Origin of the sequence: Candidatus Palauibacter sp. (assembly GCF_965213655.1) — a bacterium.
Lineage (GTDB): Bacteria > Gemmatimonadota > Gemmatimonadetes > Palauibacterales > Palauibacteraceae > Palauibacter.
Window position 1 is genome coordinate 904,615 of sequence record NZ_CBDBZT010000003.1, and the last position, 26,749, is coordinate 931,363.

A 26,749-nucleotide genomic window follows, 5' to 3' on the forward strand; every position below is an offset into this window, starting at 1 on the left:
CGCTCGGGCCGCCGGTCCCGCCCCTCGCGTTACTGGGTGCGCTCCACTCGGATGCGGTCGGTGCCGTGCTCGATGACGAGTGCGTCGCCCATCGGGACGTTGGAGCCCATCATGTCGCTGTTGTAGTCGAACGAGGCCTCGGCCATACCGCCGGCGGTGACCGTCACGCTCGCCGTCATCGTGCCGAACTCCTCGTGCCACGCCGTCATCGTGTAGTCGCCGGCGGGGACGTTGGCGATCGAGTAGCTGCCGTCGGCGCCCGTGACCGCGAAGTACGGGTGATCCACGACGCCGATGTACGCCTGCATCCAACCGTGCACGTCGCAGCGCACCGGCACCATCACCTCGGACACCGCGAAGCGCTGCGTGCTCGTGATCCCGGCGCGAGGCTGGCTGATGTTGAAGCCCCGGTTCTCGGTCGGCGTGGCGTTGATGTTGTGGAGCAGGTTGTCGCTGTTCGTGATCTCGATGTCCTGTCCGCTCTGCACGCCGAGAACGTGCGGGGTATAGCGGCAGTTCACCTGGTCGAGCTCGGCAGCGCCCGACGCGGCCGGCGCCCCGGAGACGCCCTCGCTCAGATACACGAACACGTTGGCCAGGCCACCGTTGGACGCGAGCACGTTCTGCGCCATGGGGCCCTCGGCGCCATAGCCGGCGGCACAGTCCTCCTCGGCCGACATGTCGATCGGCTCCATGGTCGGGACCATGCCGCCGAAGTTGGCCATGCCCGAGATGGTGCCGACGGTCGACGGATCCACCGCAGCGGCGGCAGGCGCCTCGCCTGCGTCGTCCGCCGCGCCTTCCGACGATCCACCGCCGCCGCCGCCACAGGCGGCCATCGCCGTGACGGCCAGCAGAGCCGCAGAACGGTTCCAGAAATGCGATCGCATTGATTTACCTCCGTACGAGAAGCTGTTGCACTATTGGCTGTTAAGAGCCCTTCCTGGTTGCCTCGTCAGTTCCTCCGACGGTCCTGGGCCCGGCGCACGAGAACGAGACCGAAGGCCCCCGTCAAGAGCATGGCCAGGAGAGGCGTGACGACGACCGTGCTGGACGCCGGGGGTTCAAGCAGAATGTAGTACCACGAGCTCACGGAACTGCGCTTTCCGACCTCGGCGCTCGACCCATCCCACGCCTGGAAGGCGATGGGCGTGGGGATGCCCTCGGCGAAGTCGAGACCGTCGCTCTCCAGCTCGATCGGACGCCGGACGTGAAGCGTCCAGCGCCCCTCCTCCCACGTGGCCTGCCCCGTTACCGGATCCTCCGTGAGCGGCTCGACGGAGTCGAGTCCCCGGCCGCGCGCGGCGCCGACGCCCGTCTCCGAGTCCCAGGTCCAGAGATAGACCGGCTCCCGGGTGTCCCCCATCAGGAAATACGGACGCTCGGTGCCCTCGGGCTGTTCGAACGGGAACTGGAGGAGCACCGCGTCCGGGGGCCTCGCCACCGGCGCGCCGGCGCTGTCGAGGGCGATGGGCTCCGCCCCGTCGAGATCAAGCGCGGCGGTGATCTTCGTCTGCCACTCGTCCCAATTCGGGTCCGGACTGTTGGACGGGTCGTTCCACTGCATGCGCAGCGCGATGTCGTTTCCGTCGTGAAGGCCCTGCACCCAGACACCATCCACCGTCGGCGCGAAGTTGCGCGGCACCTGGACGACCTGGCCCGAGAGCGGGAAGTAGAAGGGCTCGACACCCTCCCACGCCTCATCGCTGCCGTCGGCCGGAAGCCCCCCCTCGGCGCGCCCCACGCGGATGACTTCGCGCAGAGGGGGCGTCTCGCGCGGCCCGAACGAAGCGAGGTAGTGCGCCAGTTGCCACACCTCGTCGGGCGAGACGACGCCCGAGTTCATGGCGTCGATGGCCGACGGCATCGGGGTGCCGTCCAGCCCGGTCAACATCCGGGTGTGCATGTCCTCGACGCTGCTGCCGCCGTTCAGATACCACGCCTCGGTGAGGTCGGCCGCGCGAATGGGGAGGCCCCGCCAGTCCTCGAGCGTAGGCGCCGAAGTCCCGTCGCCGCGCCCCGACAGGCCGTGGCACTCCTCGCACAGCATCGTGAGGTATGCCGCCGCCCCCGCTTCGATCGCGGCGGGACCGCCACCCGGGTCCGATCCGAAGTCCAGCGGTTCGGGCGCCGGACCCTGCCCGAAGAACCTTGAGAAGCTCTTCAGGTAGACGATGAGGTCGTCGATCTCCTGGTCCGAGAGATTGGGCCAGCCCGGCATCGTCGTACCGGGGAGCCCGTTCTCGATCGCGAACCGGATGTCCGCGTCGGTCGGCAGTTGCCCGCTCCCGGTGGTGCGGATCTGGTACAGCGCCTGCGTGAAGTCGCGCGGCCGGGGCAGCATCGAGGTAGCAGCCGAGCCGTCCCCCTGCCCGGTTTCGCCGTGGCACTCCGCGCACCAGCGATCGTACACGACCTTGCCCGCGGTGGCCGCCTCTTCCTGCCCCGCCAGTGCGGGCGCAGCGCCCGCGGTCAGGGCCAGCAACGCGATCGCGGTCCGGCGCGATCTCATCATTCGTGGCCCCCTTCCCCTTCTTCCTCCCACGTGCGCGGCGTGTAGCCGGACTGCTCGTAGAGATAGAGGATGACGGCCCAGATCTCGTCCTGCTCGAGTATCAGCTCCCAGGCCGGCATGGCCGAATCCCACGGCGTCCCTTCGCGCGGCAGGCCGGGGCCACCCTTGGCGATGCGCCAGAACACGTAGCTCTCCGTGAGCTGCGGCAGGTTGCCCGAACTCGTGAAGTCGGCCGGCACCGGGTTGAATGCCTGCGCGTAGTGGCCCTGGCCGTCGAGCAGGTCACCGTGGCAGGGCACGCAGTTGCGGACATATACCCGCTTCCCGACCGCAAGGTGCTCCTCCAGCGAGCCTTCCTCGTGCAGCGGATTCTCCAGCCCGGTCAGCTCGATCGTCTCGCCGCGGAAGGTGATCTGGTTCGGCGGCGCCGGGTGCACGGCGCGCAGCGTGGCCGGCGCGGCATAGCTCGGCTTCACCCGCTCGTACGCGAGCCAGCCGATCAGGACCGGAAAGGCCACCATGAGGATGCCCCGCACCGTTCGCCGGTCGGGCTGCACCATGGTGGCCTGGATCGGTTCACGGAAGCGCTGCCAGCGCTCTTCGTCGGCGCTCATGTAGAGGAGGACGCCGACGAGTACGATCAGCATGTACTCGACGATGACGGAACTCGGGACCGGCGCGCTCGCCACGCCGATCACCGGCAGCACGTATCCGATCACGTACTCGAACGCGACCCAGGAAGCGACGACCACGATCACGCCCTGCCAGAACGGATGGGACAGGTAACGCTTCATCGGCTACCTCCCGCGCTGTCCGGCGGGGTGTCCGGGGGCTCGCCCGGAGCCTCCGCCCCGGATCCCGCGCCCCCCACCAGAAATTCCACCAGCACATCGAGTTCGACCGGGGACATGAGATCGCCGAAGATCGTCGGCATCGTCCCTGCGAAGGCCGAGTACTCCTCGTTGATCGTCGCCATCGGATCCACGATCCCCTCGCGGACGACGGCCGGATCCTGTCCCTGCAGCTCCTCGAGGGGAGGAGCGACCATACCGCCCTCGCCGCCGAGCGCGTGGCAGGCGAGGCAGCCCTGCGCCGTGATCAGGGCTACCGCGTCGACCTGATTCGGGTCGGTCACGGCGGGGGGTGGTGGGGCAGCGGCGGCCGCGTCGTCGGCGGCCAGCGCCGCGGCGAAGTCGTCCGCGTTCACCGTGATCTCGCCACCCTGCGATTCCAGGTAGGCGACGAGCGTCCACAGCTCGGCCTGCGACGAGGTGATGCTCTGATCGATCATGATGGGGTCGAAGCCATCCACGATGTAGGCCGTCGGGCTGGTCAGAGACTCCCACAGGTAGTCCTTGCAACTCTGCCCGGGCACGCGCGTCGCGCACACGCTGCCCGCCACCCCGACGAGATCCGGAGCGCGCGTGCCGAGGCCGTGGCACGCCGTGCAGCCGCCCACCCCGGCGTAGATCTCCTCGCCGATCGCCGCCAGCTCCTCGGGCGGCATGTCCGCGCTGAGCACGATCTCCCTTGGCACCGCCGACTGTACCTGCGGGATCACGTTCGCCACGAAGGTGAACACCGCCAGCGTCGCCACGACCGTGAACAGGATCTTGAGGTTCGTCATCTATCGCTCGCCTCCGTGCCGGCCCCCGCCCCCGCTTCGTCGTAGACCGACCTCTCCGCCAGCCCGCCCAGCCAGAAGATGAATCCGACGAGCGCGAAGAAGATGAGCACACAGATGCTGATGATCGTCGCCGCCGGGCCGAGCGCCGGCGTGAACGCCTGTTCGCTCGTGTCGCGAATCACCTCGTAGACGTGCCAGTGCTGCCGGATCCCGCTGCGGGCGAACCCCATGAGGCCCATGAGCCACGTGAACGTGACGGCCAGAATCAGCAGGGCATACTGCGAACGGTCCGGCATCTTCCCCCACTGGATCTCGCCGCGCGATTTCGCGCCCCGGAGCATCGCGATGTCGATACCGATCACGAACAGGATCGTCGCCAGCACCGCGAGCACCTGGTAGACGGAGAAGCCGATCCGCACGATCGCCGTCACGAAGTAGCCATACACGCCGTAGAAGACGACGATGACGGCCGAAAGCGCGAAGGCGGCGCCCTGCAGCATCGTGCCGGCCCGAACCCACGGCACGACCGGATACTTGTTCGCCCGCCGGTACATGAGGAACGAGAGGAACGTGGTCAGGATCATCAGGTTGACGGCCGTATTCTTCGCGCTCATCACGCCGAGCACCTGCAGGAACGGGTGTCGGATTCCGCCCATGGCCGCGATCTCGTCACGGTCTGCAATCATCGTGTTCGGCGTCGCCCACACGATGACGCCGAGGACGAGGACGAGAAGCATCCACTTGATATAGGGCTGGAAGCGTTCAGCGCCCGGGATCCGTCCCATCCCGATCCACAGATAGTAGTTGCCGGCGAGGAAGAGGATACCGATGAGGAAGGCCTGGATGATCCAGAGCCAGCTCATGAAGCCGCCCATCATGGTGATCCCCATCTGCTGGCTGAACTCGTAGATCTCGCGTCCGAGCCAGTATCCGGCGAAGGGGAGGACGATGAGCGCTCCGATCGCGATGAGGTTGCCCGTGTAGCCCATCCAGTCGTAGTGCGCACGCTCCTCGTCGGTCCGGCTCGTGAGGAAGCGGTACGCCGCGTACGCGCCGACGATCGCGCCGCCGAAGACGACGTTCGCCAACAGCCGATGGATGTTGATCGGCATCCAGGTCGCGTTGTTGATGGCGCTCCACAGATGGACCGTCTGCGGGGCCGTGTCCACCGTGAGGCCTTCCGGCGGGCTCATCATGTAGGTGAGCCACCCGTTCGCGATGAACATCACGATCGTGCCCCACACGTTGAGCATCAGGCCGAGGCACCAGTGAACCTTCTTCGCCGCGCCCTTCTTCCACGCGTCCCACCCGTAGTAGTAGAGGTAGAGCGTAAATGATTCGAGGAAGAAGAGGCCCGCGTACACCCACATCGACGGCGCAAAGACCGCCGTCAGGTAGCCCCAGAAGCGCGGATAGAGGGTGGAGAGAAAGAAAACGAGGATCGCGCCCCAGATTGCGGTCGCGCTGTAGGCCACGAGCAGCAGCCGCGTGAACTCCTTGGCAAGCTTGTCGTACTTCTCGTCCTTCCCGACGATCCCGATCGCCTCGATGACGACGGCAAACATCGGCACGCCGAGGACGAAGGCCGCGAACAGGAGGTGCAGCTGGGCCGCGATCCAGACGGCGCCGCGGCGGTCGAGTCCGAGGAAGTTGAACTCGCCGTAGTCGGGTCCCGGCGCCTGTGCGAGGAGCGGGAGGGCCACCGCCAGCGCGAGGGCAGCCAGCAGAGCGCCGCGGGTCAGGACACCACGGGTCATCCAGCGATTCATCGCTTCTCCCCCTGGCCCCTGCTCCGCCGTTGCCGGGCGAAGAAGGGCATCCGCTTCGAAAAGTCCACCGGCATGGCGCGGCGAACCTCGGTCATCACCTCGAGTGTCACTTCCGCGTGCCCGCGCTCGCGGGCGAATTTCTCCACGCGCTCCGCCACGACTCCGCGCACGAAGCTGGGGATGGCGCCGAGCCGAGCTTCGGCCTCCGCGTTCCACGGGAGATCGAGTTCAGTGGCCGAACCGTACGTGGTCGCCCGGCGCGGCGCGATGGCCGGGGCCACGCGGGACGCCGGCTCGTAGGCGCAGGACGGATCCGGGCCCAGCAGGTCTCCGTCGATCGCGTAGGCGCGGGCGCGACAGCCGCCGCAAAGTTCCCGGTACTCGCAGCGCCCGCACTTCCCGCCCGGTTCGCCGTCGCGCAGCAGACGGAAGACCGTGGCCTCGCGCCAGATCTCTCCGAAGGAGGCGTCGGCGAGATCGCCGGCCACCTCCGGCATGTACGGGCAGGGCGTCACCTTCCCCTCGGGCGTGATGCGGCAGTATTGCACACCGCACGGGCACCGCGTCCGGTAGTTGAGGAGGGGCGAGTCCGGATCGTGCTCGTATACGTGGCGCATCAGTTGCGGCTGGCACTTGGAGCGGATCATGAGGCGCCCGCGGTACTCGCGCTGCAGTTCCGCGAGCCGGGCCACGATCTCGTCGTTTTCTTCCGGCGCGAGGCCCCGCATCCCTTCGCCCCTCCCCGTCTCGACGAGGAAATAGACGTTTAGACACACGGCACCCTTCGAGTCCGCCCAGGCGGCCAGGGCATCGAGTTCATCCCGGTTCCCCCGCGTGACGGTGAACTGGATGAGGAAGTCGAGTCGGTGTTCCACCAGGCGGTCCACCGCAGCCAGCGTGTCCTCCAGCGCCCCGTCTCCGTGCCGGAAGCGATTGTGGTATCGCGGGTTGAGGGAGTCGATACTGAGGGCGACGCCCTGCACGCCCGCTGCCTTCAGGGACGCGATACGCTCGTCCGTGAGCCCCGTTCCGTTTGTGCCCACGGTCACGGTCGCGCCGCGTTCCGAGGCGTAGGCCGTGATCTCCTCGAGATCGGACCGCACGAGCGGCTCGCCGCCGCTGAGGATGAGGAGCGGTGACGGACTGACGTCGAGGATCTGGTCGATGACCCGGAAACAGGTCTCCGTGTCGAGTTCGTTCGCGGCGGCGTGCCACGAGCCGGCGGAGATGTAGCAGTGGGCACAGGCGAGGTTGCAGCGGCGCGTCAGATTCCAGGCGACGACGTGAGGGATCGCGACATCGGGCTCGACTCGCGGCGCCGCGGCGGCGGGGGCGCCGTCCCAGGCTGGCCCGGACGCCTTGTCAATCCGGGTATCGGTCCCGTGTGCGACAGCTTTCGCGGCCAGCGGGGCCCCGGTCACTTCGCGTGCGACCCCTGCTCCGAAGCGGGACCTGAGTTCGCCCCGGCTTCCCCCGCCCCCTCCTGCTCCGCTTCCGATCCCGACTCATCTCCCAACTCCGTGCGCGCGAACTTCTCGACGGCGGCGCGGGCATCGTCGGGCGAGACCATCTTGAAGTCGACGGGACAGTCGTCCGCCTGCTCCTCGATGTCGCGGATAGGACAGCGAGTCACGCCGGACGCCTTTGCCTCTTCGATGAAGCGCTTCATCTCCTCGCTCATCCCGTCGACGCCGGCGGCTTCGGCTCGCGCCTGCTTCGCCTTCAACTCGTTGAACATCACGAGCATCGTGTCGAGGTCGAACTCGTCGGCCGCGATCATCGCGTCCTTGTTCTCGTCCATCACGAGTGTAGTCACGCGCCACATGCCCTCGTCGCGGGCGAAGCGCTCCACGGTATTCCGGGCGAGGGGGCGCGCGATCAACGGCACGCGGCCCAGGCGCTCGAACGCCTCGTGCGTCCACACGATGGGATCGGCGGCCGTGCGGTCGCGAGGGATCTGGTTGTCCGTGACGGGGCACTTCGCCATCACGGGAAGCGGGGCCTCGAAGGCGTCCGCGTCGCTCGTTTCCACGATGGTGCGCTTCATCGCGTCGCCCGCCTTCACCTCGGCGAGGGCGAGTTCTTCCGCATCACCGATCCCCATCACGAGTTGCATGTGGGTCGGGAGGAGCTTCTTGATGGCCTCGTCGAGACGCTCGTTCGTCACCACGGGCAGCTGATCGCGATTCCACAGTTCCGCCTTCTCGGCGTTCCCGCGCCCGTTGGCGGCCTCTCCGACCTCTGCGATCGAAGGAGCCGCGCCGGTCTCGAGGGCTTCGCGGGCCACCTGCGCCGTTCCGTTAGTCTCAATCCCGGAGGCCTGGTACTTCTTCTCGTCCTTCGGGTTGGGGACGAAAGCGGCCGCGTAACGGCTTCCGGGTCCGTAGTGCTCGAGGACGAACTCCTCGACGGCCTTGCGCGCGATCCCGAGCGCGAACGGCGGCACGCGCAGGATCCTCACCTCCGCCTCGGGCGCCCACTCGAGCCCGGCCTCCCCGTCCTCTTCAATCCAGGGGATCTCCTCAGGCCGCACGTGCTCGGTCCCGATGAGGAGCACATTCGTGTCGGAGAGGTGGACGAGGTTGTCGGCCTGCGACCCCAGATCCGTCCCCTCGATGCGGTGCGAGCCATGGCGGGCCACGACGATGAGAGAGGGATCGATCTCCTCGGCCCACTTGAGGAGTGCGTCGAACGGTTTCCCGATGAGGACCTGGGTCTCGATTTCGACTTCGGGATACTCGCTCGCCATCACCTCGGCGCGCTTGATGTTCGCCTTGCACAGGCGGAGAAGGCCCTTGTCGATGATGTTGTTGTGGAGTTCTTCCTGCTCCTCGAACTTGAACACCTTCGAGGCCTGGACCGAGAGCACATCCTTGATGTTGTGGAAGACGACGTGGTGGTACTGCACGTCGAACGCGCTCGCGATGTAGACCTTGGCGCCGTACTCACGGGCCATGTCCAGCGCGATCCGAAGCCCCTTATAGGCGTAGGCCGAGCCGTCCACGCCCACGAGCCACTTTCCGCCCTCGAGAGACCGTTCATCTCGGATGATGAGCGCGTCCTTCTCGATACCGCGCAGCGAGCGCGCGACCACGCCGCCGAGGCGGCTTCGCTCCTGCCGCCCGAGCCCGTGGGCACCGATCGCCACGAGGTCGTAATCGCGGCCGGAGGTGCCCGCCAGCTTGTCCTCCTGCTCCTCGTCCTCGGCCAGGAGGCGGCCGTCCTCGCCCAGCTTGACGTCCGTGCGCTGCTTATCGCTGCCGTCGTAGTTGTGGGCGATGTTGGGATCGAAGCCGATGAGGCTGGGGAGACGCCCGCCGCCGCGGTTCGCCTCGTTGATGATCTCCTCGTAGTTGATGCCCTCGAGGAGCTGCCGCGTGACGGTCACGCCGACATCGGCACAGCGGCGGTGGAGCTGGTCGAGGAAGCTGTCGGAGATGAGCTGGAGACCCTTCTCGATCAGCTTGTCGTGGATCTTGCGCTGCCGCCGGATTTCAGCCGGTTCCTGGAACTGGGCCGGAAGCCCGATCTCGAGCTGGCGGAACCGGATGTCGTGGAGGCGTGCGGCGTAGACGTGAGAACCGGTTATGCGGCCCCCGAAGCGAGCACAGAGTTCGATGGCGCGGTCCACGGCCCAGTCCGACTCGCGCGAGTTATCGACCGGGACAAATACCTCTCGATACATGGCGCTCCGCTGGACGGCGTGCTGCGGCCGGTTCACGCTGGTCAAACCAACTTCGCCAGGGCGCAAAGCCCGGATGTATGCGGTCCGCGAAGGGCAGCCACGGACGAGGAATTCGGCGACGCTGGTTCAAGGTTTTCGGGGCTTGCGGAAGGTCCGGATCCCCGCTTGTGCGCCAAGAAGTTGCGGGTGCCCACGGGGAAAGTCAAACGGGGTCTACGGAGTCCGCGGCCAGCGGAGCCGACGGCTCCAGTCCGCCGAGAAAACCGCCGCTCCAAAGGTGACGAGAAGGACGACGAGCAGGCTGCGGAACCACACGGAATCGTCCATGCCGATCGCGCCGACGCCGGCACCCAGCGCGGCCCGGAGCGGGGAGTATGGATTCCAGTCCGCGACGAGTTGTGTCCAGCCCGGAACGGGGCTTCGGAAGAAACCGGCGAAGTGCAGGAGGAGGAGCGATAGCGCGGCCGAGGCGAGAGCCGCTTCGGCCAGCGAACGCACCGCCGCGGCTACGAGGGGGCCGAGGAGGTTCGCGAACCACAGCGTGGCGAGAGCCGCGAGGAGAACGACGGGCGCAGCCCCCAGGCCACCGGCCGACCAGAGGAGGACGAGCAGGGTCGGCACGAGTTGCAGCGTATCGATGGCCGTGCCCGCGAGCGTCCGCTCCAGTAGCCAGCGATGCGCAGGATAGCCCGTGCGCAAGATCTCTTCGAGCCAGCCGTCACGCGCGTCACGCACCGCCGGGATCGCCGAACCGAAAGATCCGAAAAAGACGAGAAACACTCCGAACACCGCGACCCGATGCGGCGCCGCAGCTTCGCTCAGGGCGACGGGCGTGAGGAGGAGGAGCGGGACCGCCATGTTCCAGACGAAGAGCCGCCGCCGCCGGAGCGCGGATCGCCACGCCAGGCGCCAGATCGTCATCGGGCGTCATCTTCCAGCCGCCGGCCCGTGAGGATGGCGAAGGCGTCCCCGAGATCCGGCTTCCGAACATCAACGGAAGCGACGGAAGCGCCGGCGCGGAGGACCCAGGCCAGCGTCTCGGGAAGGGCGCGGCCCGGATCCTCGACCTCCAGTGTCACGCCCCCCTCGCTCCACGCGGAGGGCCGTACGCCGTCCGGCACGGAGCCAAGTGCATCGCGGTCCGGATCCCGGCCGGCCGCGAACTGGATCTCCACGCGCGGCCGCACACCGATGCGGGAGAGCAGCCGGGTCGGGGTGTCCGCCACCTCGCACCGCCCATCGACGACGAAGGCGACCCGGTCGCAATTCGCCGCCGCGAAGATAGGGTCGTGGGCCGAGAAGACCGCCGTGCCCCCGGCCGCCCGGTGGCCCGAGAGCGCTTGTGCGAAGGCCCCGCGGCCCTCCGGATCCAACCCGGCGAGCGGCTCGTCCAGGAGCAGCAGCCGGACCCCCGTCCCGAACGCCGCCGAGAGCGCGAGACGCCGCCGCATGCCGGCCGAGTACGTGCCGGCGGGCCGGTCCGCGTCGGCGGCAAGACCGAAGCGATCCAGCCAGGCGCCCGCGGCCGTGCGCGCCTCAGCGGGCAGGGCGCCATGGAGTTCGAGCAGCAGGGCGGCATTCTCGCGTCCGCTGAGCCAGGGCCGAAACACCGGCTGGTCCGGCGCCAGCCACCGCCTGCGGGGGTCGGCCACGGTCGGATCGCGCCGGACGTGCGGGATTCGGTCCCCGCCGAGGAGGCGGAGGAGCGTTGATTTGCCCGACCCGTTGGGGCCGAGGATACCCAGACGTTCTCCTTCGCGAACCGCGAGCGAAAGTTCACGAAGGGCAGAACTCCCATCGGGATAGGCGTACGCCAGATCCTCCGCCTCGACGAGCATTCGAGCCGCTGACGCGTCCCGAGTGTCCCCGGGGCCGCGTTTCACGGGACGATCTCGACCCCGTCCTCCCAGACAGTGATCGCGTCAACGGGACAGGACGCGCAGGCCTCCACGAACCGCTCCCGCGAAGCATGCTCCGGAGTCGTGAAGATGGCGATGCCATCTTCGTCGAGATCGAACGCCTCGGGTGCTTCCTCGATGCAGTCGCCGAACCCCACACAGAGATCACGGTCGATGACGGCCCGAAGGCCGTCGACCTCCCGCTCCAACTGTGGATCCGGGGTGTCCGCCTCGTCCACTCTATTATTGTCCACTATTGTCGTTCACTTGTCAGCTACATTCCCTCCAGTCCGAGATCCGAACGAGCCCGGTCCATGACGGCGGGCGTCATCTCCTCGATTCCCCGATCCTTCGCATAGTCGTTATAGATCTTCTTCACCATCCCCCGTACGAACGAGGGCACGTGACCGAGGCGTTCCACCGCCTCCACGGTCCACCGCACCGGCCCAGGATTCTTGGCGGAAGGCGTCGCGAAGGCGTCGTCCCTGCCCTCCGCCACGCCCGTGCGGATGCCTTCGAACTCCGCCTCGGGCACCGTGCGCCCTCCCACCTTCACCCCGAGCGAACTCACGAGTTGAGTCTCCATGGGGTTGGCGAGCATCGCCGTCTTGCGCCCGCAGGCGGGACACTTGAAGACGGCGGCCAACGTGCCGTCTCCGGGGACGGCCCGTTCGTCGAACGCCATCTGACGATCGCAGTCCACACAGAGAAACTTCATGCCGGCTCCGCGGGCGCGTCGCCGCGAAGCGCTTCGACGATCCGCCGGACCACGTTCATGTTGGCCCCCTCCGCATCCAGCCACGCCTCGAGACGCCCTTCATCCGCAGCGGTCCCCAGCGCCGGATCGAAGGGGAGCCGGGCCAGCAGCGGGATCTCAAAGTGGCGCGCCAGGTCGTCGCCGGCGTCGCCGGCATGCAGCGGAGCAAGGCCACCGCAGGCGTCGCAGCGTATCCCCGACATGTTCTCGATCACCCCCTGGACCGGCAGGCCACGCGCCCGGGCCAGGTCGAGCGAACGGGCCACGGCGTCCCGCGACGCGGGGCTCGGGATCGTGACCGCGACGACACTCGCCAGCTCCGGCAAGAGGGCGTGCAGCTCCGCGAGACGCTGCGTGCCCGGTGGCAGGTCCACGAGGAGAATATCCAGTTCTCCCCAGGCGACATCCGCGAGGAATTCCCGCAACGCGCCGCGCTCCTGGGCGCCGCGCCACACGAAGCCCGCGTCGGCGGGCTCATGCCAGGTGAGGGCGCGGTCCGGATTCAGGAGGAGTCCCATCGACATCACCCGGACACCCGCCGGCGAGGCCGGCGGCTCGATTCCATCCGGACCCTCTGTGAGCGTCCCCGGCTCGACGCCGAGGAGGCGCGGACCGCTGGGGCCATTCAGGTCGGCGTCGATCAGGCCGACGCGTTCCCCCCGGCGGGCGAGGGCCGTGGCGAGGAGGGCGGCGACGAGGCTCTTCCCCACCCCGCCCTTGCCGCTCATCACGGCCACGACCCGGGCCACCGATGCGAGGCGGGCGGATACACGTTCGTCCTGTCCCGCGATCTGGTCGGGCAGATCCGAGCGCAGCTCGTCGACTTCGTGATAGGTACGGATTCCGGAATTCATCGGAGGCCAAGCTCCCACGAGGCCAGCGGAGGGTCAACCGCCGAAGACGGGGCAAGTTTCGGCGCGCGTCCCGCCATCGTACGATGTCTCACAGGTTGACCGTAGTCCATCGCGAATCGGGACGCTCCATGTCGATCATCGGCTTTCACCGCTTTCTCATCGCCACGGCCATCATCTTCTGCGCCGTTTTCGCCGCATGGGAGTTCCGGATCTTCGCGAGCGCCGGCAGTCTCGGAGCCCTGGTGGTCGGCGTGATCTTCGCGCTGGCGGCGGCCGGCCTGGCCTACTATCTGGCCAACCTGGCCAGGTTCCTGAAGACCGAGTCACTCCGCTAGCAGCTCCGTGGGACGACCCCGAATGCCGGCCGGGCTGCGCGGTGGAGGCCCCGACGAGCGTGAGGTACGCCGGCCCCTGGGCCTGTACCTCGGCGGAGGGGGCTTCCTCCTCGTCATCGCCGTCGTCGTGGCCGGTTCATTCGTGCGACCCGATCCCCTGACCTTCATCCCCACGCCGGTCGCTCCGCAGCCCCCGGTAGATCGGTTCGTGGTGGACACCGTGACCGTCGATGCGCGGGATGGCTCGCAGTGGGTCTACTTCGACTTCGACAAGAGGAGCGCGGTCGACGGACCGCTCGCGGGGTGGGATCTCGCGCTGAATCGATACCACGTCGTCGTGAACGGCGGGTCCGGGTATCCGGGGGCCGGCGGAGCCATCGCCGTCAACGAATCGTGGGAAGCCGTGCTCGAGGCCCCCGCTTCCGGCTACGCCACGACGGAAGGTTCGCTGGACGGTCTCCCCGGGACGCCCGGACTTGAGCGCTGGTATCGGTACGGATTCTTCTCCCATCTCCTCGAGCCGAAGGATGAGACGTACGTGATCCGTACGGCGGAGGGGCGGTACGCAAAGGTGAGGATTCTGAGCTACTACTGTCCGCAGGCGACGCCCGGGTGCGTGACCCTGCTGTACGGGTACCAGGGGGACGGGTCGCGCCGCCTTACTGGCTGAACCCGCGGGCGCGCTCAACCAGGGCTGCGGCGCCGGACGCCAACATGCGGCGGGCCAGGCGAAGGCCCACATCCCCGGGGACCGCCGCCGGACCCGTTTCCCGGTCGACGACGGGCGCACCGCCTTCCACGCTGTAGACCGCCGCGCGCAGCCGAAGATCTCCCCCCTCCAGCGACGCCCGGGCCGCGATGGGCACCCGGCAACCGCCTTCGAGCACCGCGAGAAGGGCCCGTTCGGCGGTGACCTCGGCTCGGGCGACCGGATCGTCCAGCGCCTGGACACGCGTGCGCACACCGTCTTGAGCGGCGCGACACTGCAGGCCGAGCGCGCCCTGACCGGGAGCCGGCAGCCATCCTTCGTCCATGGCGTATGCGCCGGCGGGCCACAGGCCGAGGCGCCGCAGCCCGGCCGCCGCCAGAACGAGCGCCTCGAAACGTCCCTCCTCCAGCTTCCGCAGGCGCGTGTCGACGTTGCCCCGGACCGGTCGAGGCTCGAGGTCGGCCCGGGCGGCGCGCACCTGGGCCGCGCGGCGCAGCGATGAGGTGCCCACGCGCGCGCCGGGGGGCAGTCGCCGCAGGACCCGCTGTCCCTCGGCGTCCGTACCGGGGGCAACCAGAGAGTCCCGGACCACGAGCACATCGCGGGGATCTTCCCGGGGCGGAACCGCCGCCAGCGTGATTCCCTCGGGCGAATCGACCGGGAGATCCTTGAGCGAGTGGACGGCGACGTCGATGCGGGATTCCCGGAGGGCCCGCTCGAGGTCCTCCGTGAACAGGCCCTTGCTCCCGATGGCCGGGAGCGGCGTGTGAGGATCCCGGTCTCCTCCGGTCGAGATGAAGCGGTACTCGACGCGAAGGCCGGGCCAGCGTGCCTCCAGCCGGTCTCCCACCCACGTCGCCTGCACCCGGGATAGCGGAGACCGCCGGGCTCCGATCACGAGACGGGTCCCGCTCATCCTTCGTGGCGGTCGCGGCGCACGGCCTTCATGACGTCACCCGACGAGCGAAGAGTAGGTCCCGCGTCCGACCGCGCAGAGGCGTCCCTGGTCGTCGTGCACGTCCACGTCCGACACGGAGATCGTGCGCCCGTAGCGCCGCAGGCGGCCCGTGGCGCGCAGCCAGGGACCCGTGCACGGCCGCAGGTAGTCGACCCGCAGCGAAATCGTGGGGACTCCGCCCCCGGCCCTGACCGCGACGACCATGTCACCGGCGATGTCGATCAGCGATGCGACCGGTCCGCCGTGATAGATCGTGCCGTCCCGGGTCAGCCCGGGCCGCATGGCCATCCGGAGGACGACGGTGTCCTCGTCCAGCGCCTCGAGGGTCACGCCGAGGGCGACGATCGCCTCGGATCCGGCGAGGATGGACTCCACCAGGGACCAGGAAAAGGAATCTCGGTCAGGCATGGATTCAGGCTATCGATTCAGGCTACAGCGGTGGGAAGTCGTTCCACGCCGACTGGGCCCTGCTCAGGTAATAGAGGAAGAGAAATACTGCGAGGAGCACGGCGACCCAGATCACGGAGACGCCGGTGGGCCACGGGCGGGCGAGCACGCCTTCGGGGCCCATGTAGCGTCGTGCCGACCCGATCGCGCCCCCGACCGCGGACACCGTGCGTGCCGCCACGCCGTCCCTGAGCCTCCAGACAATACTCCCGGTGGCGAGCGCGATGCCTCTGCCGAGCCGGCGGTAGAGCCAGTCCGCGTCCAGGTTCGTCGACGGCAACTCGTGCGGCTCGCGGTCCGACAGCCGCAGCCACACGAAAGCCAGGACCGCGAAGAAGAGCAGCTGCAGCTGGCTCACCACGTGCGCGGACGTGTACGCCACGTACGTCACCTCGTACGGCAGGTTCGGATACAGGAACCACGTCGGGAAGGTCCCGTTGAAGACGCAGAGGAAAGCGGCCATCCCCATCGCGATGAGCATGCTCGTCGGCGCTTCCTTCGTGCGGATTCCGGAATCCGGCCCGAAGAAACCGTAGAACGGGATCTTGATGCCCGCGTGGTGCAGCACGCCGGCCGATGCGAAGAGGAGGAAGATCCAGACGATGTCGAGGTTCTGCTCGAGCGCGGCCGCCATCACCATCGACTTGCTCACGAAGCCGCTGAAGAGCGGGAAGGCGGAGATCGACGCGGCGCCGATGACGCACAGCGCCGCCGTCTTCGGCATGCTCTTGTAGAGCCCGCCCAGCTCGCTGCACTTCGTCGTCCCCGTCCGGTAGAGGAGGGCCCCCGTCGACATGAACAGAAGCCCCTTGAAGAGGACGTCGTTGAAGGCGTGGGCGACCGCCCCGTTCACGGCCAACTCGGTGCCGATCCCGACGCCGCACACCATGAAGCCGATCTGGTTGATCATGCTGTAGCCGAGCACCCGGCGCAGATCGTTCTCGATCACGGCGTAGAAGATCGGGAACAGCGTCATGAGAACGCCGACGTAGATGAGGAACTCGGTGCCCTGGTATCCGCGCGCGAGGGCGTACACGGCGACCTTGGTCGTGAATGCGCTCAGGAAGACGGCGCCGCTGTACGTGGCCTCCGGGTAGGCGTCCGTGAGCCAGGTGTGGAGGAGGGGGAACGCCGCCTTGATCCCGATCCCGAGCAGGATGAGCTTCGTGCCCAGCGTCTCGACGCCGAGGTGATCGAAGGCCACCGAACCCGTCGCCTGTACGTGGGCGATGATCCCGGCCAGGAGTACGACGCCCGACCCGACCTGAACGATGAGGTAGCGGATCCCCGCCCGGTAGGAACGTTCCGTGCCGCGCGCCCACACGAGGAAGACCGAGCTCAGCGCCAGCAGCTCCCAGAAGACGAAGAGCGTGATCAGGTCGCCGGCCTGGACGGCCCCGATCGCGGCGCCCGCGTAGACCAGCGCCGAAGCGTCCTCCAGGGCGCTTCCTCCGCGCCGGGCGAAGATGAGCCCGATGAGGGCGGCGATGTGGAAGAGCCAGCCGAAGATCCGGCTCAGCCCGTCGACCCGGACGAGGGTGAGTTCATAGGAGAAGAACGAGACCTGCCCGAACTCCCCTTCCCCCAGCGCCAGGAGCGCGGCGAGGCTGGCGACGGGCAGCAGCAGCACCCAGCCCGTGCGCGCACGGCCCCGCAGCAGCGGGACGAAGAGCGCCCCGAGGATCATCACCGCGGCGGGAGGAAGGCTACCGATCATAGTAGTCCTCGTCCCGCATCACGCCCTTCCGGAGCAGCTTGGCCGTGTAGACGATCGTCGTATAGGCGAGGAAACCGTACACCGCGTAGAAGGGGGGCAGCCCCTCCCAATCGCGCTCCGGGTGGCGCAACTCGGGCCACCCCATCCGCTGCTGCAGGAAGTTGACGAAGTCGAGCGCGAAGAGAATGGCGCAGATGACGCCGAGGATCGCGATCAGCCTCTTCCAGCGCTTCGGATCGTCGAAGTAGTGCTTCCGCTCGCCCGCGTCCGGTCTCTTCGCGGCCATCTTCTATCCTCCGGCGATTGGGACGAGCAGGCGATACACATCGTCCGCGAGGAAGAAGAGGACGATGCAACCGAGCGCCGTGAACGAGAGGGCCGCCACGCAGAACGCCGGCGCCTCCTTGAAGCGCGGCGGGTCCGATCCATCGGCGGGCTTCGAGAAGAAGGCCCGGATCGGGATCGGGACGAGGTACGCGATGTTCAGCAGCGAGCTGATCATGAGCACGGCGACGAAGACAATCTGCCCGGCATCCAGCGCGCCGAGCGCGAGATACCACTTGCTCCAGCTGCCGCCGAGCGGAGGGACGCCGATGACGCTCAACGCCCCGATGAGGAACGCCACCATCGTGATGGGCATCGCGCGGCCCAACCCGCGCATGTCGCTGATCTCCGTCTTGTGCGCCGCGACGTAAATGGCGCCGGCGCAGAAGAAGAGGGTGATCTTTCCGAAGGCGTGCATCACGATGTGCATGCTGCCGCCGACCACGCCCCACGCGTTCGCGAGCGCCGCCCCGAGGACGATGTAGGAGAGCTGGCTCACGGTCGAATAGGCAAGCCGGCGCTTGAGGTTGTCCTGCGCCATGGCCACGAGAGAGCCGGCGATGACCGTGAATCCCGCGGCATACAGGAGCCAGTCGGCGGCCCCCGTCGTGGTCAGGAGGTCGAGGCCGAAGATGTAGACGACGACCTTCATGATCGTGAACACTCCGGCCTTCACCACCGCGACCGCGTGCAGAAGCGCGCTCACCGGCGTCGGCGCCACCATGGCGGCGGGCAGCCAGCGGTGGAGCGGCATGACGGCGGCCTTCCCCGTCCCGAAGACATAGAGCGCGAGCAGCACGACGAGGACGCCATCGCTGGCCCGGCCGGCCAGGATCCCGCCCACCCGGAAGTCGAGCGTACCCGCGAGGAACCACGTCCAGGCCACGGCGAGGAGGAGGAAACCGACGGAACTCGTGACGAGAACCCCCAGGTACGTCCGCGCGCCCTTCATCGCCTTCGCGGTGCCGTGGTGGGACACGAGCGGGTACGTGGAGAGCGTCAGTACCTCGTAGAAGAGGAAGAGCGTGAACATGTTGCCGGCGAGCGCCACTCCCATGGCCGCGCAGATCGAGACGGCAAAGCAGACATAGAAGCGTGTCTGGTGTCGCTCGTTGTGCCCGCGCATGTAGCCGATCGAATAGAGCGACGTGACGATCCAGAGCCCGGACGCCACGAGGGCGAAGAGCAGCCCCAGCGGTTCCAGCCTCAGCACCAGGCCGAGGCCGGGCATCACCCACGCGAGCAGGATTGCGGGGTTCGAACCTCCGGCAACATGAGGTACGAGCGTGATGACGAACCCGAACAGCGCCACGCCCGTCACGAGCGTGACGGCTTCGCGCAGGTTGGGCCAGCGGCCGAGCGCCGCGATGAGCACCGCGCCGGCGAGGGGAATCAGCAGCGCGAAGTGCATCGGGACGATCCCGCTCACTGGAGGCCTCCCAGAACGGCCTCCGCCGCCTGCCGCGCCACGCCCGCCGAATACCGGGTGAAGATGCCGAAGAACACCGTCGCCCCCAGCAGCACCCAGGTCGGGATGAGCATCGCGAGCGGCGCCTCCCGCGCCTCCCGCGCCCGCTCACTCGGTTCGCGGAAGAAGGCGGTCTCCACGACGCGCCACACGTAGACGAGCGCCAGGAGCGAACTGAGCAGCACGAGAACGGCGATCAGCAGGGAGTAGTTTTCCAGCGCCGCCTGGATCAGGTACCACTTGCTGATGAACCCGGCGGTGGCCGGCACACCGATGAGCCCCAGCCCGCCCAGGGCCCATGCGGCCATCGTCCACGGCATCGTCCGCCCGATCCCCTCCATGTCCTCGAGGTCGACGGAGTGCAGCCGCAGCATCACGCACCCCATCGCCATGAAGAGCCCGCCCTTGATGAGCGCGTGGTTGAACAGGTGGACGATGCCGCCCGTGAGCCCCGTCGCGGTCGCGAAGCTGATGCCGAGCACCATGTAGCCGATCTGCGCCACCGAGGAGTAGGCCAGCATGCGCTTCATGTTGCGCTGGAAGATCGCCACCGTGGAGGCGACGAAGATCCCCGCCAGCGCCAGAGGCATGAGCAGGCGCCCGAGTTGGAGATAGTCGAAGGAGAACTCGAGCCCGAACACGCTGAACATGAAGCGGAGCAGGATGTAGACGGAGACCTTCGTGGCAGTCGCCGCGATGAAGGCGCTCACTACCGAGGGCGCGTAGGCGTAGGCGTTGGGGAGCCAGACGTGGAGCGGGAAGAGCGCCATCTTGAGCGCGATCCCCACCGTGAGAAACGCGAAGGCCACGAGCGCCGTGCGTATGCCCTCGACGGCCGGCAGCCGGGCCGCCATGTCCGCCATGTTCAGCGTCCCGGTCATCTGGTACATGAGGCCGATGCCGATGAGGATGAACGTGGCCCCGATCGTGCCCATCACCAGGTACTGGAAGGCCGCGGGCAACGCCTGCCGGCGGCCGCCGAGGGCGATGAGCGCGTAGGAGGAGAGCGCCGAGACCTCGAGGAAGACGAAAACGTTGAACAGGTCCCCGGTGATCGCGATCCCCAGCAGCCCGGTGAGGCAGAGCAGATACAGCGTGCAGAAGAGGTAGTGGCGGCTCGCCGGGATCTCGTCCGTCAGGCTGCGCGGCGCATAGGTGAGGACGAGCGCGGCGATGCCGGACACGAAGAGGAGGACGAAGGCGCTGAGCGCGTCGACCCTGTACTCGATTCCCCAGGGCGCGGCCCAGCCCCCCATAGCGTAGCTGATGGCGCCGCCCTCGAGCACATCGCCGAGGAGGGCCGCGGAGACGAGGAAGGTGAGCCAGCACACGCCGATCGCGAACGGGAGCACCAGCGAGCGCCGCCGCAGAATGATGCAGAGCGGCGCCGCCAGAAGCGGGATGACGACCTGGAGGACCGGCAGCTGGGCCTGGAGCATCAGGCCTCGTCCTGCGCGTAGATCTCATCCTCCTCGATCGTCTCGTACGCTTCGCGGATGCGCACGACGAGCGAGAGGGCGACGGCCGTGGTCGCCACCCCGACGACAATCGCCGTCAGGATGAGCACGCTGGGGAGCGGGTTGCTGTAGACGTCGATGCCCTCCGCCGTGATCGGCGCGGTACCGCCGCTCACCTTCCCGATCGTGATGTAGAGGAGGAAGACGGAGGTCTGGAAGATGTTCAGCCCGATCACCTTCTTGATGAGGTTGCCCCGGGAGATGACGATGTAGAACCCCATCATCATGAGGAAGATGACGACCCAGTAGTTGTAGAGGCCGAGCGCGGTGTCGAGGAAGTTCCCGGTCATGCGCGCCCGCGCCCGGCGAAGGTCGAGTAGATCGCGATCATGACCGCGGCGACCGTCATGCCGACGCCGAGTTCGACGATGAGGATCCCGAGGTGCTGTCCATCGGAGGGGTGCGCGGGGTTGAGGGCGCCGTAGTCGAGGAAGTTCCCGCCCATGAACATCGTCACGACGCCGGTGCCCGCGAAGACCAGCACGCCGCTCGCGATGAGCAGTTCGATCATGCGGGCCGGGGCAACCCGACGAACCTCGGTGAGCCCGAAGATCAAGCCGTAGAGCACGAAGCCGGCGGCGAAGATCACGCCCGCCTGGAAGCCCCCGCCGGGCCCGTAGTCGCCGTGAAACTGCACGTACAGGGCGAAGAGCAGGACGTACGGCACGAGGAGCTTGCTCACGACGCGGAGGATCGTGTGGTCCGTCATCCCGTATCCTCCTCGCCGACGACCGTGGGGCGGCGCTTGCGGCTGCCCCGGAGGAGGGCGAGCACGGCGATCCCTGCCGTGAAGATGACGACGGTCTCGCCCAGCGTGTCGTAGCCCCGGTAACTGGCCAGCACCGCCGTGACGACGTTCGGCACGTGGATGTCGTGCTCGGTGCGTTCGACGTAGGACGGTTGCGGATAGTTGCTGGCCGGCGCCTCGGGGTCGCCGAAGTGCGGCATGTCCAGCGTCCCGTACACGAGGGCCGCTCCGGTGACGGCGACGACGAGCAGCGGCAGCGCGGGCGGCCGTACCGGGCGCTTCGCCTTGCGCGTCGTGAGGGCAAGCGTGGCGAGCGCAAGGATGGTCGAGATGCCGGCGCCGACCGAGGCCTCCGTGAAGGCGACATCGGGGGCGTCGAGCAGGAGCATCCAGGAGGCGCCGAGGAAGCTGTAGATCCCCATGAGCATCACGGCCGCGAACAGGCCGCGCATGCGCACGACCGCGATCGCCGTCCCGCACAGGAGCGTGAGGAGCAGCGCCGTGACGATCTGGACCTCGAGGGCTACGAACTCGATGTCGCCTCCTCCGTCTCATCGACGTGCGGACGAAGCCCGGTCTCGAGCGCCGCGTTGGCGAGCGCGTGCGCGGCGGTCGGACTCGTAAGCCACAGGAAGACGAGGATCGCGACCAGTTTCACGGTCACGATCCAGTGCGGGGAGAGGAACATGAGCCCCGTCAGAATCAATCCCGCGCCGAGCGTATCCGTGATCCCCGCGCCGTGGATGCGGCAGAAGAAATCGGGCAGGCGGAGGATCCCGACCCCACCGATGACGGCAAAGAGGGCGCCGGCGATCACGAGCACGGAACTCACGATCTCGAGCGTCACGAAACCTTCTCCCGGTCCGGATCGGCGAAGTGTCCGTACTTCGAGAACCTGAGGACCGCGATGACGCCGATGAAGTTGATGAGGGCGTACACGAGCCCGAGGTCGAGGAAGTCGGGGCGGCCCGTGACGAACCCGATCACCGCGATGAGCAGGACCGTCTTCGTGCCGAACATGTTGAGCGCGAGGATGCGGTCGAAGACGGTGGGGCCCTTCGCGGCCCGCACGAGGGCGAGACCCATCGTGACGATGATCGCTCCGACGACGGCGGCGAGGATCATCCGCGTCCCTCCAGGCGGCGCACGCGCCGGTCCATCGCCCCCGAGAGGACGCCCTCGGCGGCTTCGCGCGTGAGCGCATGGACCGTGATGTCGTCCCCTTCCGTATCGATGGACACGGTGCCGGGCGTGAGCGTGATCGAATTGGCGTAGATCACGCGGCCGACATCCGTGCGCTGCCCGGCTCGAACGCGGATGAGGCGCGGGCTGATCGGAAGGCCGGGCCTCAGGATGCGGAGGGCGACATCGACGTTCGCCTTCACGATCTCCAGCACGAGCCAGGGGAGGTAGAGCACGAGACGCAGCGGCAGCTGGATCGGCGCCCCCTCTTCATCGACGATCCTCATGCGGAGCGAGATCCAGACGACGAGCGCGAGGGATACGGCACCCAGGCTCAGGAGCAGCGGGCCGTAGTGCCCGGACCAGAGGAGCCACACGCCTGCAAGCAGGACGGCCAAGCCGATCACGTACCTCACGAGGTGGGGTTCCCCGTCGGATCGTGGGGTCGGGGGTGTTGTCCTTCGGCTCGAGCGGCTAGCGGCATTTCTGCGCCCGGGGTTGAGTGAACGTTATCGGTTCATGATCTGAATCGAACCGCGATCGGTCATCGATCGACCACAGAATGGCGAACCGGTGCCGAGAGCGCGAGGGGTCCCTGCGGCGGTCGACGCCGGTCAGCCTACCACTGCGATTGCGCGCCGTCGACGATCTGCTGGACGAGGTTCTCGAGCGCGACGATCAGGGCCTGATCTTCGGTCTCGTTCCCGGGTTCGTATTCCCCGGTTCCGGTCAGACTCTGGTTGCCCCAGATGATGAGGTTCTCTGTCACGTCCAGGATCTCGACGGAAACGCTGACGGTCACCCGGCGCTGGAAAACGTCCGCGCCGACCCCCCCGACGGCATCGAAGTTGACCGCCTCATCGGCGTAGCGCCGGATCTGCGCGGTGATGACTGCGTCGGCTTCTTCCTCGGAAGCGAGCCGGAGCCCCAAACGCTGGCGAGACGCCGTGAGAAGTTCGTCCATGAGGGACTCGGCGATGCCGAACTGCGTGCTCTCGTTCTCGATCGGGGCGACGTAGACAGTGCGCATGTGCGCGGGCAGCCCTCCGCCGCCGGAAAAGCTGTAGCACCCCGCCAGCACGGCTAACAGCACCATCGAGACCGTCGCTCCGGCGCGGAATCGGCAGGACATAATACTCCTCATCGTATGGCTGTGACTGAGCTGTTGCGCTCCGCAACTCCCAATGGACCCCGCTCGAATACACGAGATCCCGATAGCGGGCTTCCCGGGGCCAGCGGGGATCGCTCCCCCACTCGAGTTCGATCCAGCGCTCCCGGCGGCCGGCCCGCCGCTCCTCAAGGCGGGTGAGCCGCCCATCTTCAAGATAATAGCTGCGCGTCGCCCCTCCTTCGACCGGGTACTCGAGGATGCGGAGCTCCGGCGTCTCGATCCCGCGGCCGGGAGGGATCGGGCCCGGCCGGAAGATCCCGGCCATGGCGTAGAGGAATACCGTCGGAGGCAGTTCCACGCCCTCGAGGTCGCCGGACGTGACGAGGACGTCGTCGACCAGCGTCGCCCGGAGGCTCCCCTCTCCCGTCGAAAAGAGATCGAGCCGGAAGCGGTCCGGAGGGTTCACCCGGGCGGCGCCATCACCCCGGAAACTCCCGCTCTCCCCGACGTAGTCCCAGCTGAAGATGACGTGCATCGGGACATCCGCGCCGGAACTCGCCCGCGCCCGCCGCGCGACGGCTTCCGCATCCGGGATTGGGGCCCCGACTTCGAAGCCCCCGGCGCAGCCGGTGAGCAGGAGGAGGAGTGGCCAGGGGGCGCGACTCGCCCAGGTCCGGCTCATGTGGCGGAAGGCAAGGCGGCGGCAGCCGGGAGGGCCCCGAGCTGCCGCCTTACAGCTTCCGGAAACCGGTGCGGACGGCCCCGGGCATCGGTACACACGAGGGCGGTGCGTGCGCGAGCGAGCGTCGCGTCATCGGACGCGCGGGCGATCCGGTACGCGAACACGACTTCGCGGCTTCGGAGGCGCTCCACGCGGGTGTGAATCCGGATGAGCTCGTCGTATTCGACGGGGATTCGGTACTCGACCTCGACTCTGGAGACCGGGAGCCACAGGCCTCCGCGCTCGAGTTCCGCGTACGACACGCCATGGTCCCGCATGAGTGAGGTGCGCCCGAGCTCGCACCATACGAGGTAATGGCGATGGTGCGCGCGCCCCATCTGGTCGGTCTCGGCGTACCGCACGCGCACTTCCGTGGTCCCGGTTCCGTCTGCGTTTTCCATCCTCCCAATATGCTTCCGTGACGCACCGGGTGTCGAACTTTGCCGCTGACGGGTGCGCCGGAGCGTTCGCTACGTTTGACGCACCGCGCCCGGCGCGCCGAGCTTCGCCCCCATGTCCCAACGAACCCTCATCGTGTCCGACATTCACCTCGGGGCCGTGGCCGAGGAAAACGCGCGCGCGTTTCTGGCCTTTCTCGAAGAGGCGCATCGCTGGGGCGACGAGCTTCTCATAAACGGCGACCTGTTCGACTTCTGGTTCGAGTACGGCCAGGTGATTCCGCGTGGCCAGCTCGACGTCCTCGTCCGCCTGCGCCACCTCGTGGAAGGGGGCATGCCGATCCTCTTCATGGGAGGGAACCACGACGCGTGGGGAGGGAGCTTTCTCCGTGACGAAGTCGGGATCGACGTCCTCACGGAGCCGGCGCGGAGATGCATCGGAGGGCGGCGCGCGTACATCGCGCACGGCGATGGACTCGGCCCCGCGGACCGGGGCTACCGGGTCCTGCGCTGGGCCGCCCGCAGCCCGGCCGGACGCGGACTCTTCCGCTGGATTCACCCCGATCTCGGCCTCCCCCTCGCTCGGCTCGCCAGCGGGACGCGGCGCGCCCAGGCGCGAGGGGCGGGTGTGGAATCCCCCCGCGCCACCCTCCTTGCGAAGCACGCGGCCGAGGTGCTGGCCGCGCACGAGGACGTGGACCTGGTCGTGTTCGGGCACTCTCACCGGCCGGAAGCAACCGAGCTCGCGCCCGGGAGGTTCTATCTCAACTCCGGGGACTGGCTCCATCACAACAGCTTCGCCGTCGTGACGCCGGACGAGATCCGACTCGAGGCCTATCGTGGGTCCCGCGCAGGCTGACTCCTGACGGGCCCGACAACCGCTCGTCCGCCGTTACGGGAAGTTGACCTTGAAACCGAGGGCGACCCCCACCGAGCCATCGGTCGGCGGGCCGATCGATGGCTCGAAGTCCCAGAACTGTGTGGACACCCACGCATCAAGGCCGCTGAGGAAGGCAATGAAGCCCGCGAGCACGATCCAGTTTTCCCGCTGCCCCGTGCGGTTGGAGATCCGCTCCTCGTTCGGCGGCATTTCCTCTTTCGCCGCGGAGAGCCGCGCGTCGGATTTGAACACCATGAACAGGAAGACGGATTCCGCCGCGAAGTAGAAGGCGCCGCGGGCCGGGCGGCCGACCTCGACCTGTCCCCAGCCCGGGAGGATCAGCGAACGCCCGAACGCGCCGAGCGGAGAGATCGGGGGCTCCCGGACCGTCGTGTCCGCGACGACGCCCTCTTCCGCGGCGGTCGAATCGGGGACGACCACGGGGGGCGGAGGATCCTGCGCCCGCAGCGGCGACGCTGCCAGCGCGGCCCCACAGAGTAGCGCACCCACGAACGCGAGAGTGGCGGGAACGTGTGGGAATCGAACCCACCCGGGACGCGCGAACGCCCCGTAACGGTTTTGAAGACCGCAGGCGACACCAGTCACCATCCGCTCCCGGTCATCCGTATCAGCCGCCAATCCGATGCGATCGATTCTCAAGCGCCCGGCCGTGCTCGCGCAATCACCTCGATCTCGACCCGTGCCCCCAGAGGGAGCGCGCCGACAGCGACGGTGGAGCGCGCGGGATACGGGGGCTCGAAATGGCGGGCGTAGATCTCGTTCACGGCGCCGAAATCGCCCATGTCCGCAAGGAAGATCGTCGTCTTCACGATATCCGCGAAGGCGAGCCCCGCCTCGTCCAGCACGGCCGCCAGATTCGTCATCACGCGCTCCGCCTGCGAGACGACATCGGTGCCCACCAGCTGGCCGGTGGCGGGGACCAGGCCCACCTGCCCAGCGGAATAGAACAGTTCGCCGGCCCAGTATCCCTGGGAGTAGGGGCCGACTGCGGCGGGCGCGTGGTCCGTGTGGACCGGTCCGGTCTGCATGGCTTGCGACTCCTTTCCGGGGCGGGCATCCGGTCCTCTCCAACCGGCGTGTTGCAACGCACCCGCGGATCGCGGTCGCC

The 26,749-nt window shown here is 67.9% G+C and carries 31 protein-coding genes and 1 tRNA gene; 3 read left to right on the forward strand and 29 right to left on the reverse strand.

All coding sequences use genetic code 11. The features are described from left to right. Positions 1-29 precede the first annotated feature (29 nt). From ACOOGH_RS06200 to ACOOGH_RS06255, 12 genes are all read right to left on the reverse strand, one after another. Positions 30-890: a carboxypeptidase regulatory-like domain-containing protein gene (locus ACOOGH_RS06200; protein ID WP_420448093.1), complete on the reverse strand. Its 861-nt coding sequence runs from the start codon at positions 888-890 to the stop codon at positions 30-32. Positions 891-955: 65 nt separating this feature from the next. Next, entirely contained in the window at positions 956-2,515 is a 1,560-nt protein-coding gene (locus ACOOGH_RS06205; RefSeq protein WP_420448094.1) for a c-type cytochrome, read from the reverse strand. Further along, entirely contained in the window at positions 2,512-3,309 is a 798-nt protein-coding gene (locus ACOOGH_RS06210) for a c-type cytochrome (RefSeq protein ID WP_420448095.1), read from the reverse strand. The genes ACOOGH_RS06205 and ACOOGH_RS06210 overlap by 4 nt, the downstream gene beginning before the upstream one ends. Beyond that, complete coding sequence (locus ACOOGH_RS06215; protein ID WP_420448096.1) at positions 3,306-4,142, reverse strand: hypothetical protein; 837 nt, start codon at positions 4,140-4,142, stop codon at positions 3,306-3,308. The genes ACOOGH_RS06210 and ACOOGH_RS06215 overlap by 4 nt, the downstream gene beginning before the upstream one ends. Then, positions 4,139-5,911 (reverse strand): cytochrome ubiquinol oxidase subunit I, encoded by a 1,773-nt coding sequence (locus ACOOGH_RS06220; RefSeq protein WP_420448097.1) that lies wholly within the window; start codon positions 5,909-5,911, stop codon positions 4,139-4,141. The genes ACOOGH_RS06215 and ACOOGH_RS06220 overlap by 4 nt, the downstream gene beginning before the upstream one ends. Next, on the reverse strand, positions 5,908-7,332 hold the full coding sequence (locus ACOOGH_RS06225; RefSeq protein WP_420448098.1) for a radical SAM protein: 1,425 nt from the start codon (positions 7,330-7,332) through the stop codon (positions 5,908-5,910). The genes ACOOGH_RS06220 and ACOOGH_RS06225 overlap by 4 nt, the downstream gene beginning before the upstream one ends. Continuing rightward, complete coding sequence (locus ACOOGH_RS06230) at positions 7,329-9,596, reverse strand: universal stress protein (RefSeq protein ID WP_420448099.1); 2,268 nt, start codon at positions 9,594-9,596, stop codon at positions 7,329-7,331. Before ACOOGH_RS06230 ends, ACOOGH_RS06225 begins: the two co-directional genes overlap by 4 nt. A gap of 213 nt (positions 9,597-9,809) precedes the next feature. Then, the gene (locus tag ACOOGH_RS06235) at positions 9,810-10,517 is read right to left on the reverse strand and encodes an ABC transporter permease (protein ID WP_420448100.1); all 708 of its coding nucleotides are present in this window, start codon (positions 10,515-10,517) and stop codon (positions 9,810-9,812) included. Continuing rightward, a complete protein-coding gene (locus ACOOGH_RS06240; protein ID WP_420448101.1) occupies positions 10,514-11,479 on the reverse strand; it encodes an ATP-binding cassette domain-containing protein in 966 nt (321 codons plus the stop codon). Before ACOOGH_RS06240 ends, ACOOGH_RS06235 begins: the two co-directional genes overlap by 4 nt. After that, positions 11,476-11,748: a ferredoxin gene (locus ACOOGH_RS06245; RefSeq protein ID WP_420448102.1), complete on the reverse strand. Its 273-nt coding sequence runs from the start codon at positions 11,746-11,748 to the stop codon at positions 11,476-11,478. Before ACOOGH_RS06245 ends, ACOOGH_RS06240 begins: the two co-directional genes overlap by 4 nt. 20 nt (positions 11,749-11,768) lie before the next feature. Then, positions 11,769-12,212, reverse strand: coding sequence for a PCP reductase family protein (locus tag ACOOGH_RS06250; RefSeq protein WP_420448103.1), 444 nt, complete (start codon positions 12,210-12,212; stop codon positions 11,769-11,771). Further along, the gene (locus tag ACOOGH_RS06255; protein ID WP_420448104.1) at positions 12,209-13,105 is read right to left on the reverse strand and encodes an ATP-binding protein; all 897 of its coding nucleotides are present in this window, start codon (positions 13,103-13,105) and stop codon (positions 12,209-12,211) included. Before ACOOGH_RS06255 ends, ACOOGH_RS06250 begins: the two co-directional genes overlap by 4 nt. 128 nt (positions 13,106-13,233) lie before the next feature. Between ACOOGH_RS06255 and ACOOGH_RS06260 the strand changes: the two genes are divergently transcribed. Both ACOOGH_RS06260 and ACOOGH_RS06265 read left to right on the forward strand, forming a co-directional pair. Further along, positions 13,234-13,440, forward strand: coding sequence for a hypothetical protein (locus tag ACOOGH_RS06260; RefSeq protein ID WP_420448105.1), 207 nt, complete (start codon positions 13,234-13,236; stop codon positions 13,438-13,440). A gap of 22 nt (positions 13,441-13,462) precedes the next feature. Further along, positions 13,463-14,110, forward strand: coding sequence for an HmuY family protein (locus ACOOGH_RS06265; protein WP_420448106.1), 648 nt, complete (start codon positions 13,463-13,465; stop codon positions 14,108-14,110). Here ACOOGH_RS06265 and hemC read toward each other — a convergent pair. From hemC to ACOOGH_RS06335, 14 genes are all read right to left on the reverse strand, one after another. Continuing rightward, on the reverse strand, positions 14,100-15,065 hold the full coding sequence (gene hemC, locus ACOOGH_RS06270) for a hydroxymethylbilane synthase (protein ID WP_420448107.1): 966 nt from the start codon (positions 15,063-15,065) through the stop codon (positions 14,100-14,102). The genes ACOOGH_RS06265 and hemC overlap by 11 nt on opposite strands. A gap of 36 nt (positions 15,066-15,101) precedes the next feature. Further along, positions 15,102-15,515, reverse strand: coding sequence for a PaaI family thioesterase (locus ACOOGH_RS06275; protein WP_420448108.1), 414 nt, complete (start codon positions 15,513-15,515; stop codon positions 15,102-15,104). 22 nt (positions 15,516-15,537) lie between these two features. Beyond that, the gene (locus tag ACOOGH_RS06280) at positions 15,538-17,271 is read right to left on the reverse strand and encodes a Na(+)/H(+) antiporter subunit D (protein WP_420448109.1); all 1,734 of its coding nucleotides are present in this window, start codon (positions 17,269-17,271) and stop codon (positions 15,538-15,540) included. After that, positions 17,261-17,557, reverse strand: coding sequence for a hypothetical protein (locus ACOOGH_RS06285; protein ID WP_420448110.1), 297 nt, complete (start codon positions 17,555-17,557; stop codon positions 17,261-17,263). The genes ACOOGH_RS06280 and ACOOGH_RS06285 overlap by 11 nt, the downstream gene beginning before the upstream one ends. Before the next feature lie 3 nt (positions 17,558-17,560). Next, positions 17,561-19,006: a monovalent cation/H+ antiporter subunit D family protein gene (locus ACOOGH_RS06290; RefSeq protein WP_420450075.1), complete on the reverse strand. Its 1,446-nt coding sequence runs from the start codon at positions 19,004-19,006 to the stop codon at positions 17,561-17,563. A gap of 14 nt (positions 19,007-19,020) precedes the next feature. After that, the gene (locus ACOOGH_RS06295) at positions 19,021-20,502 is read right to left on the reverse strand and encodes a monovalent cation/H+ antiporter subunit D family protein (protein ID WP_420448111.1); all 1,482 of its coding nucleotides are present in this window, start codon (positions 20,500-20,502) and stop codon (positions 19,021-19,023) included. Then, the gene (locus tag ACOOGH_RS06300; protein WP_420448112.1) at positions 20,502-20,870 is read right to left on the reverse strand and encodes a cation:proton antiporter subunit C; all 369 of its coding nucleotides are present in this window, start codon (positions 20,868-20,870) and stop codon (positions 20,502-20,504) included. Before ACOOGH_RS06300 ends, ACOOGH_RS06295 begins: the two co-directional genes overlap by 1 nt. Next, positions 20,867-21,289: a Na(+)/H(+) antiporter subunit B gene (locus ACOOGH_RS06305; protein WP_420448113.1), complete on the reverse strand. Its 423-nt coding sequence runs from the start codon at positions 21,287-21,289 to the stop codon at positions 20,867-20,869. Before ACOOGH_RS06305 ends, ACOOGH_RS06300 begins: the two co-directional genes overlap by 4 nt. Next, positions 21,286-21,780 carry a DUF4040 domain-containing protein gene (locus tag ACOOGH_RS06310; RefSeq protein WP_420448114.1) on the reverse strand — a complete coding sequence of 165 codons (495 nt, stop codon included), beginning with the start codon at positions 21,778-21,780 and terminating at the stop codon, positions 21,286-21,288. Before ACOOGH_RS06310 ends, ACOOGH_RS06305 begins: the two co-directional genes overlap by 4 nt. A gap of 71 nt (positions 21,781-21,851) precedes the next feature. After that, entirely contained in the window at positions 21,852-22,175 is a 324-nt protein-coding gene (gene mnhG / locus ACOOGH_RS06315; protein WP_420448115.1) for a monovalent cation/H(+) antiporter subunit G, read from the reverse strand. Further along, entirely contained in the window at positions 22,172-22,453 is a 282-nt protein-coding gene (locus ACOOGH_RS06320) for a monovalent cation/H+ antiporter complex subunit F (RefSeq protein ID WP_420448116.1), read from the reverse strand. The genes mnhG and ACOOGH_RS06320 overlap by 4 nt, the downstream gene beginning before the upstream one ends. After that, entirely contained in the window at positions 22,450-22,926 is a 477-nt protein-coding gene (locus tag ACOOGH_RS06325) for a Na+/H+ antiporter subunit E (protein WP_420448117.1), read from the reverse strand. The genes ACOOGH_RS06320 and ACOOGH_RS06325 overlap by 4 nt, the downstream gene beginning before the upstream one ends. A 203-nt stretch (positions 22,927-23,129) precedes the next feature. Beyond that, entirely contained in the window at positions 23,130-23,642 is a 513-nt protein-coding gene (lptE, locus tag ACOOGH_RS06330) for an LPS assembly lipoprotein LptE (protein ID WP_420448118.1), read from the reverse strand. Positions 23,643-24,299: 657 nt separating this feature from the next. Continuing rightward, the gene (locus ACOOGH_RS06335) at positions 24,300-24,743 is read right to left on the reverse strand and encodes an acyl-CoA thioesterase (RefSeq protein ID WP_420448119.1); all 444 of its coding nucleotides are present in this window, start codon (positions 24,741-24,743) and stop codon (positions 24,300-24,302) included. A gap of 112 nt (positions 24,744-24,855) precedes the next feature. On the opposite strand from ACOOGH_RS06335, the gene ACOOGH_RS06340 reads away from it, so the two are divergent. Then, positions 24,856-25,599, forward strand: a complete 744-nt coding sequence (locus tag ACOOGH_RS06340) for a UDP-2,3-diacylglucosamine diphosphatase (protein ID WP_420448120.1) — start codon at positions 24,856-24,858, stop codon at positions 25,597-25,599. Between the two features lie 33 nt (positions 25,600-25,632). On the opposite strand, the gene ACOOGH_RS06345 is transcribed toward ACOOGH_RS06340, so the two are convergent. The 3 genes from ACOOGH_RS06345 to ACOOGH_RS06355 all read right to left on the reverse strand — a co-directional run bounded on the left by ACOOGH_RS06345 (position 25,633) and on the right by ACOOGH_RS06355 (position 26,669). Continuing rightward, complete coding sequence (locus ACOOGH_RS06345) at positions 25,633-26,130, reverse strand: hypothetical protein (protein ID WP_420448121.1); 498 nt, start codon at positions 26,128-26,130, stop codon at positions 25,633-25,635. A gap of 11 nt (positions 26,131-26,141) precedes the next feature. After that, positions 26,142-26,237, reverse strand: a tRNA-Sec gene (locus ACOOGH_RS06350). 39 nt (positions 26,238-26,276) lie between these two features. After that, a complete protein-coding gene (locus tag ACOOGH_RS06355) occupies positions 26,277-26,669 on the reverse strand; it encodes a RidA family protein (protein ID WP_420448122.1) in 393 nt (130 codons plus the stop codon). Positions 26,670-26,749: the final 80 nt, after the last annotated feature.

What these genes read in the sequence shown, in the direction of transcription:
- ACOOGH_RS06215 (WP_420448096.1), bottom strand. Translation starts at nt 4,142, where the DNA reads ATGACGAACCTCAAGATCCTGTTCACGGTCGTGGCGACGCTGGCGGTG.
- ACOOGH_RS06265 (WP_420448106.1), top strand. Translation starts at nt 13,463, where the DNA reads ATGCCGGCCGGGCTGCGCGGTGGAGGCCCCGACGAGCGTGAGGTACGC.
- ACOOGH_RS06200 (WP_420448093.1), bottom strand. Translation starts at nt 890, where the DNA reads ATGCGATCGCATTTCTGGAACCGTTCTGCGGCTCTGCTGGCCGTCACG.
- lptE (WP_420448118.1), bottom strand. Translation starts at nt 23,642, where the DNA reads ATGTCCTGCCGATTCCGCGCCGGAGCGACGGTCTCGATGGTGCTGTTA.
- ACOOGH_RS06255 (WP_420448104.1), bottom strand. Translation starts at nt 13,105, where the DNA reads ATGAATTCCGGAATCCGTACCTATCACGAAGTCGACGAGCTGCGCTCG.
- ACOOGH_RS06310 (WP_420448114.1), bottom strand. Translation starts at nt 21,780, where the DNA reads ATGCGCGGCCTGTTCGCGGCCGTGATGCTCATGGGGATCTACAGCTTC.
- ACOOGH_RS06230 (WP_420448099.1), bottom strand. Translation starts at nt 9,596, where the DNA reads ATGTATCGAGAGGTATTTGTCCCGGTCGATAACTCGCGCGAGTCGGAC.
- ACOOGH_RS06275 (WP_420448108.1), bottom strand. Translation starts at nt 15,515, where the DNA reads ATGCCTGACCGAGATTCCTTTTCCTGGTCCCTGGTGGAGTCCATCCTC.
- ACOOGH_RS06340 (WP_420448120.1), top strand. Translation starts at nt 24,856, where the DNA reads ATGTCCCAACGAACCCTCATCGTGTCCGACATTCACCTCGGGGCCGTG.
- ACOOGH_RS06280 (WP_420448109.1), bottom strand. Translation starts at nt 17,271, where the DNA reads ATGATCGGTAGCCTTCCTCCCGCCGCGGTGATGATCCTCGGGGCGCTC.
- ACOOGH_RS06320 (WP_420448116.1), bottom strand. Translation starts at nt 22,453, where the DNA reads ATGATCCTCGCCGCCGTCGTCGGAGCGATCATCGTCACGATGGGTCTC.
- ACOOGH_RS06305 (WP_420448113.1), bottom strand. Translation starts at nt 21,289, where the DNA reads ATGACGGACCACACGATCCTCCGCGTCGTGAGCAAGCTCCTCGTGCCG.
- ACOOGH_RS06335 (WP_420448119.1), bottom strand. Translation starts at nt 24,743, where the DNA reads ATGGAAAACGCAGACGGAACCGGGACCACGGAAGTGCGCGTGCGGTAC.
- ACOOGH_RS06295 (WP_420448111.1), bottom strand. Translation starts at nt 20,502, where the DNA reads ATGCTCCAGGCCCAGCTGCCGGTCCTCCAGGTCGTCATCCCGCTTCTG.
- ACOOGH_RS06220 (WP_420448097.1), bottom strand. Translation starts at nt 5,911, where the DNA reads ATGAATCGCTGGATGACCCGTGGTGTCCTGACCCGCGGCGCTCTGCTG.
- ACOOGH_RS06250 (WP_420448103.1), bottom strand. Translation starts at nt 12,212, where the DNA reads ATGAAGTTTCTCTGTGTGGACTGCGATCGTCAGATGGCGTTCGACGAA.
- ACOOGH_RS06355 (WP_420448122.1), bottom strand. Translation starts at nt 26,669, where the DNA reads ATGCAGACCGGACCGGTCCACACGGACCACGCGCCCGCCGCAGTCGGC.
- ACOOGH_RS06285 (WP_420448110.1), bottom strand. Translation starts at nt 17,557, where the DNA reads ATGGCCGCGAAGAGACCGGACGCGGGCGAGCGGAAGCACTACTTCGAC.
- ACOOGH_RS06290 (WP_420450075.1), bottom strand. Translation starts at nt 19,006, where the DNA reads ATGCACTTCGCGCTGCTGATTCCCCTCGCCGGCGCGGTGCTCATCGCG.
- ACOOGH_RS06205 (WP_420448094.1), bottom strand. Translation starts at nt 2,515, where the DNA reads ATGATGAGATCGCGCCGGACCGCGATCGCGTTGCTGGCCCTGACCGCG.
- ACOOGH_RS06300 (WP_420448112.1), bottom strand. Translation starts at nt 20,870, where the DNA reads ATGACCGGGAACTTCCTCGACACCGCGCTCGGCCTCTACAACTACTGG.
- ACOOGH_RS06235 (WP_420448100.1), bottom strand. Translation starts at nt 10,517, where the DNA reads ATGACGATCTGGCGCCTGGCGTGGCGATCCGCGCTCCGGCGGCGGCGG.
- ACOOGH_RS06210 (WP_420448095.1), bottom strand. Translation starts at nt 3,309, where the DNA reads ATGAAGCGTTACCTGTCCCATCCGTTCTGGCAGGGCGTGATCGTGGTC.
- ACOOGH_RS06260 (WP_420448105.1), top strand. Translation starts at nt 13,234, where the DNA reads ATGTCGATCATCGGCTTTCACCGCTTTCTCATCGCCACGGCCATCATC.
- hemC (WP_420448107.1), bottom strand. Translation starts at nt 15,065, where the DNA reads ATGAGCGGGACCCGTCTCGTGATCGGAGCCCGGCGGTCTCCGCTATCC.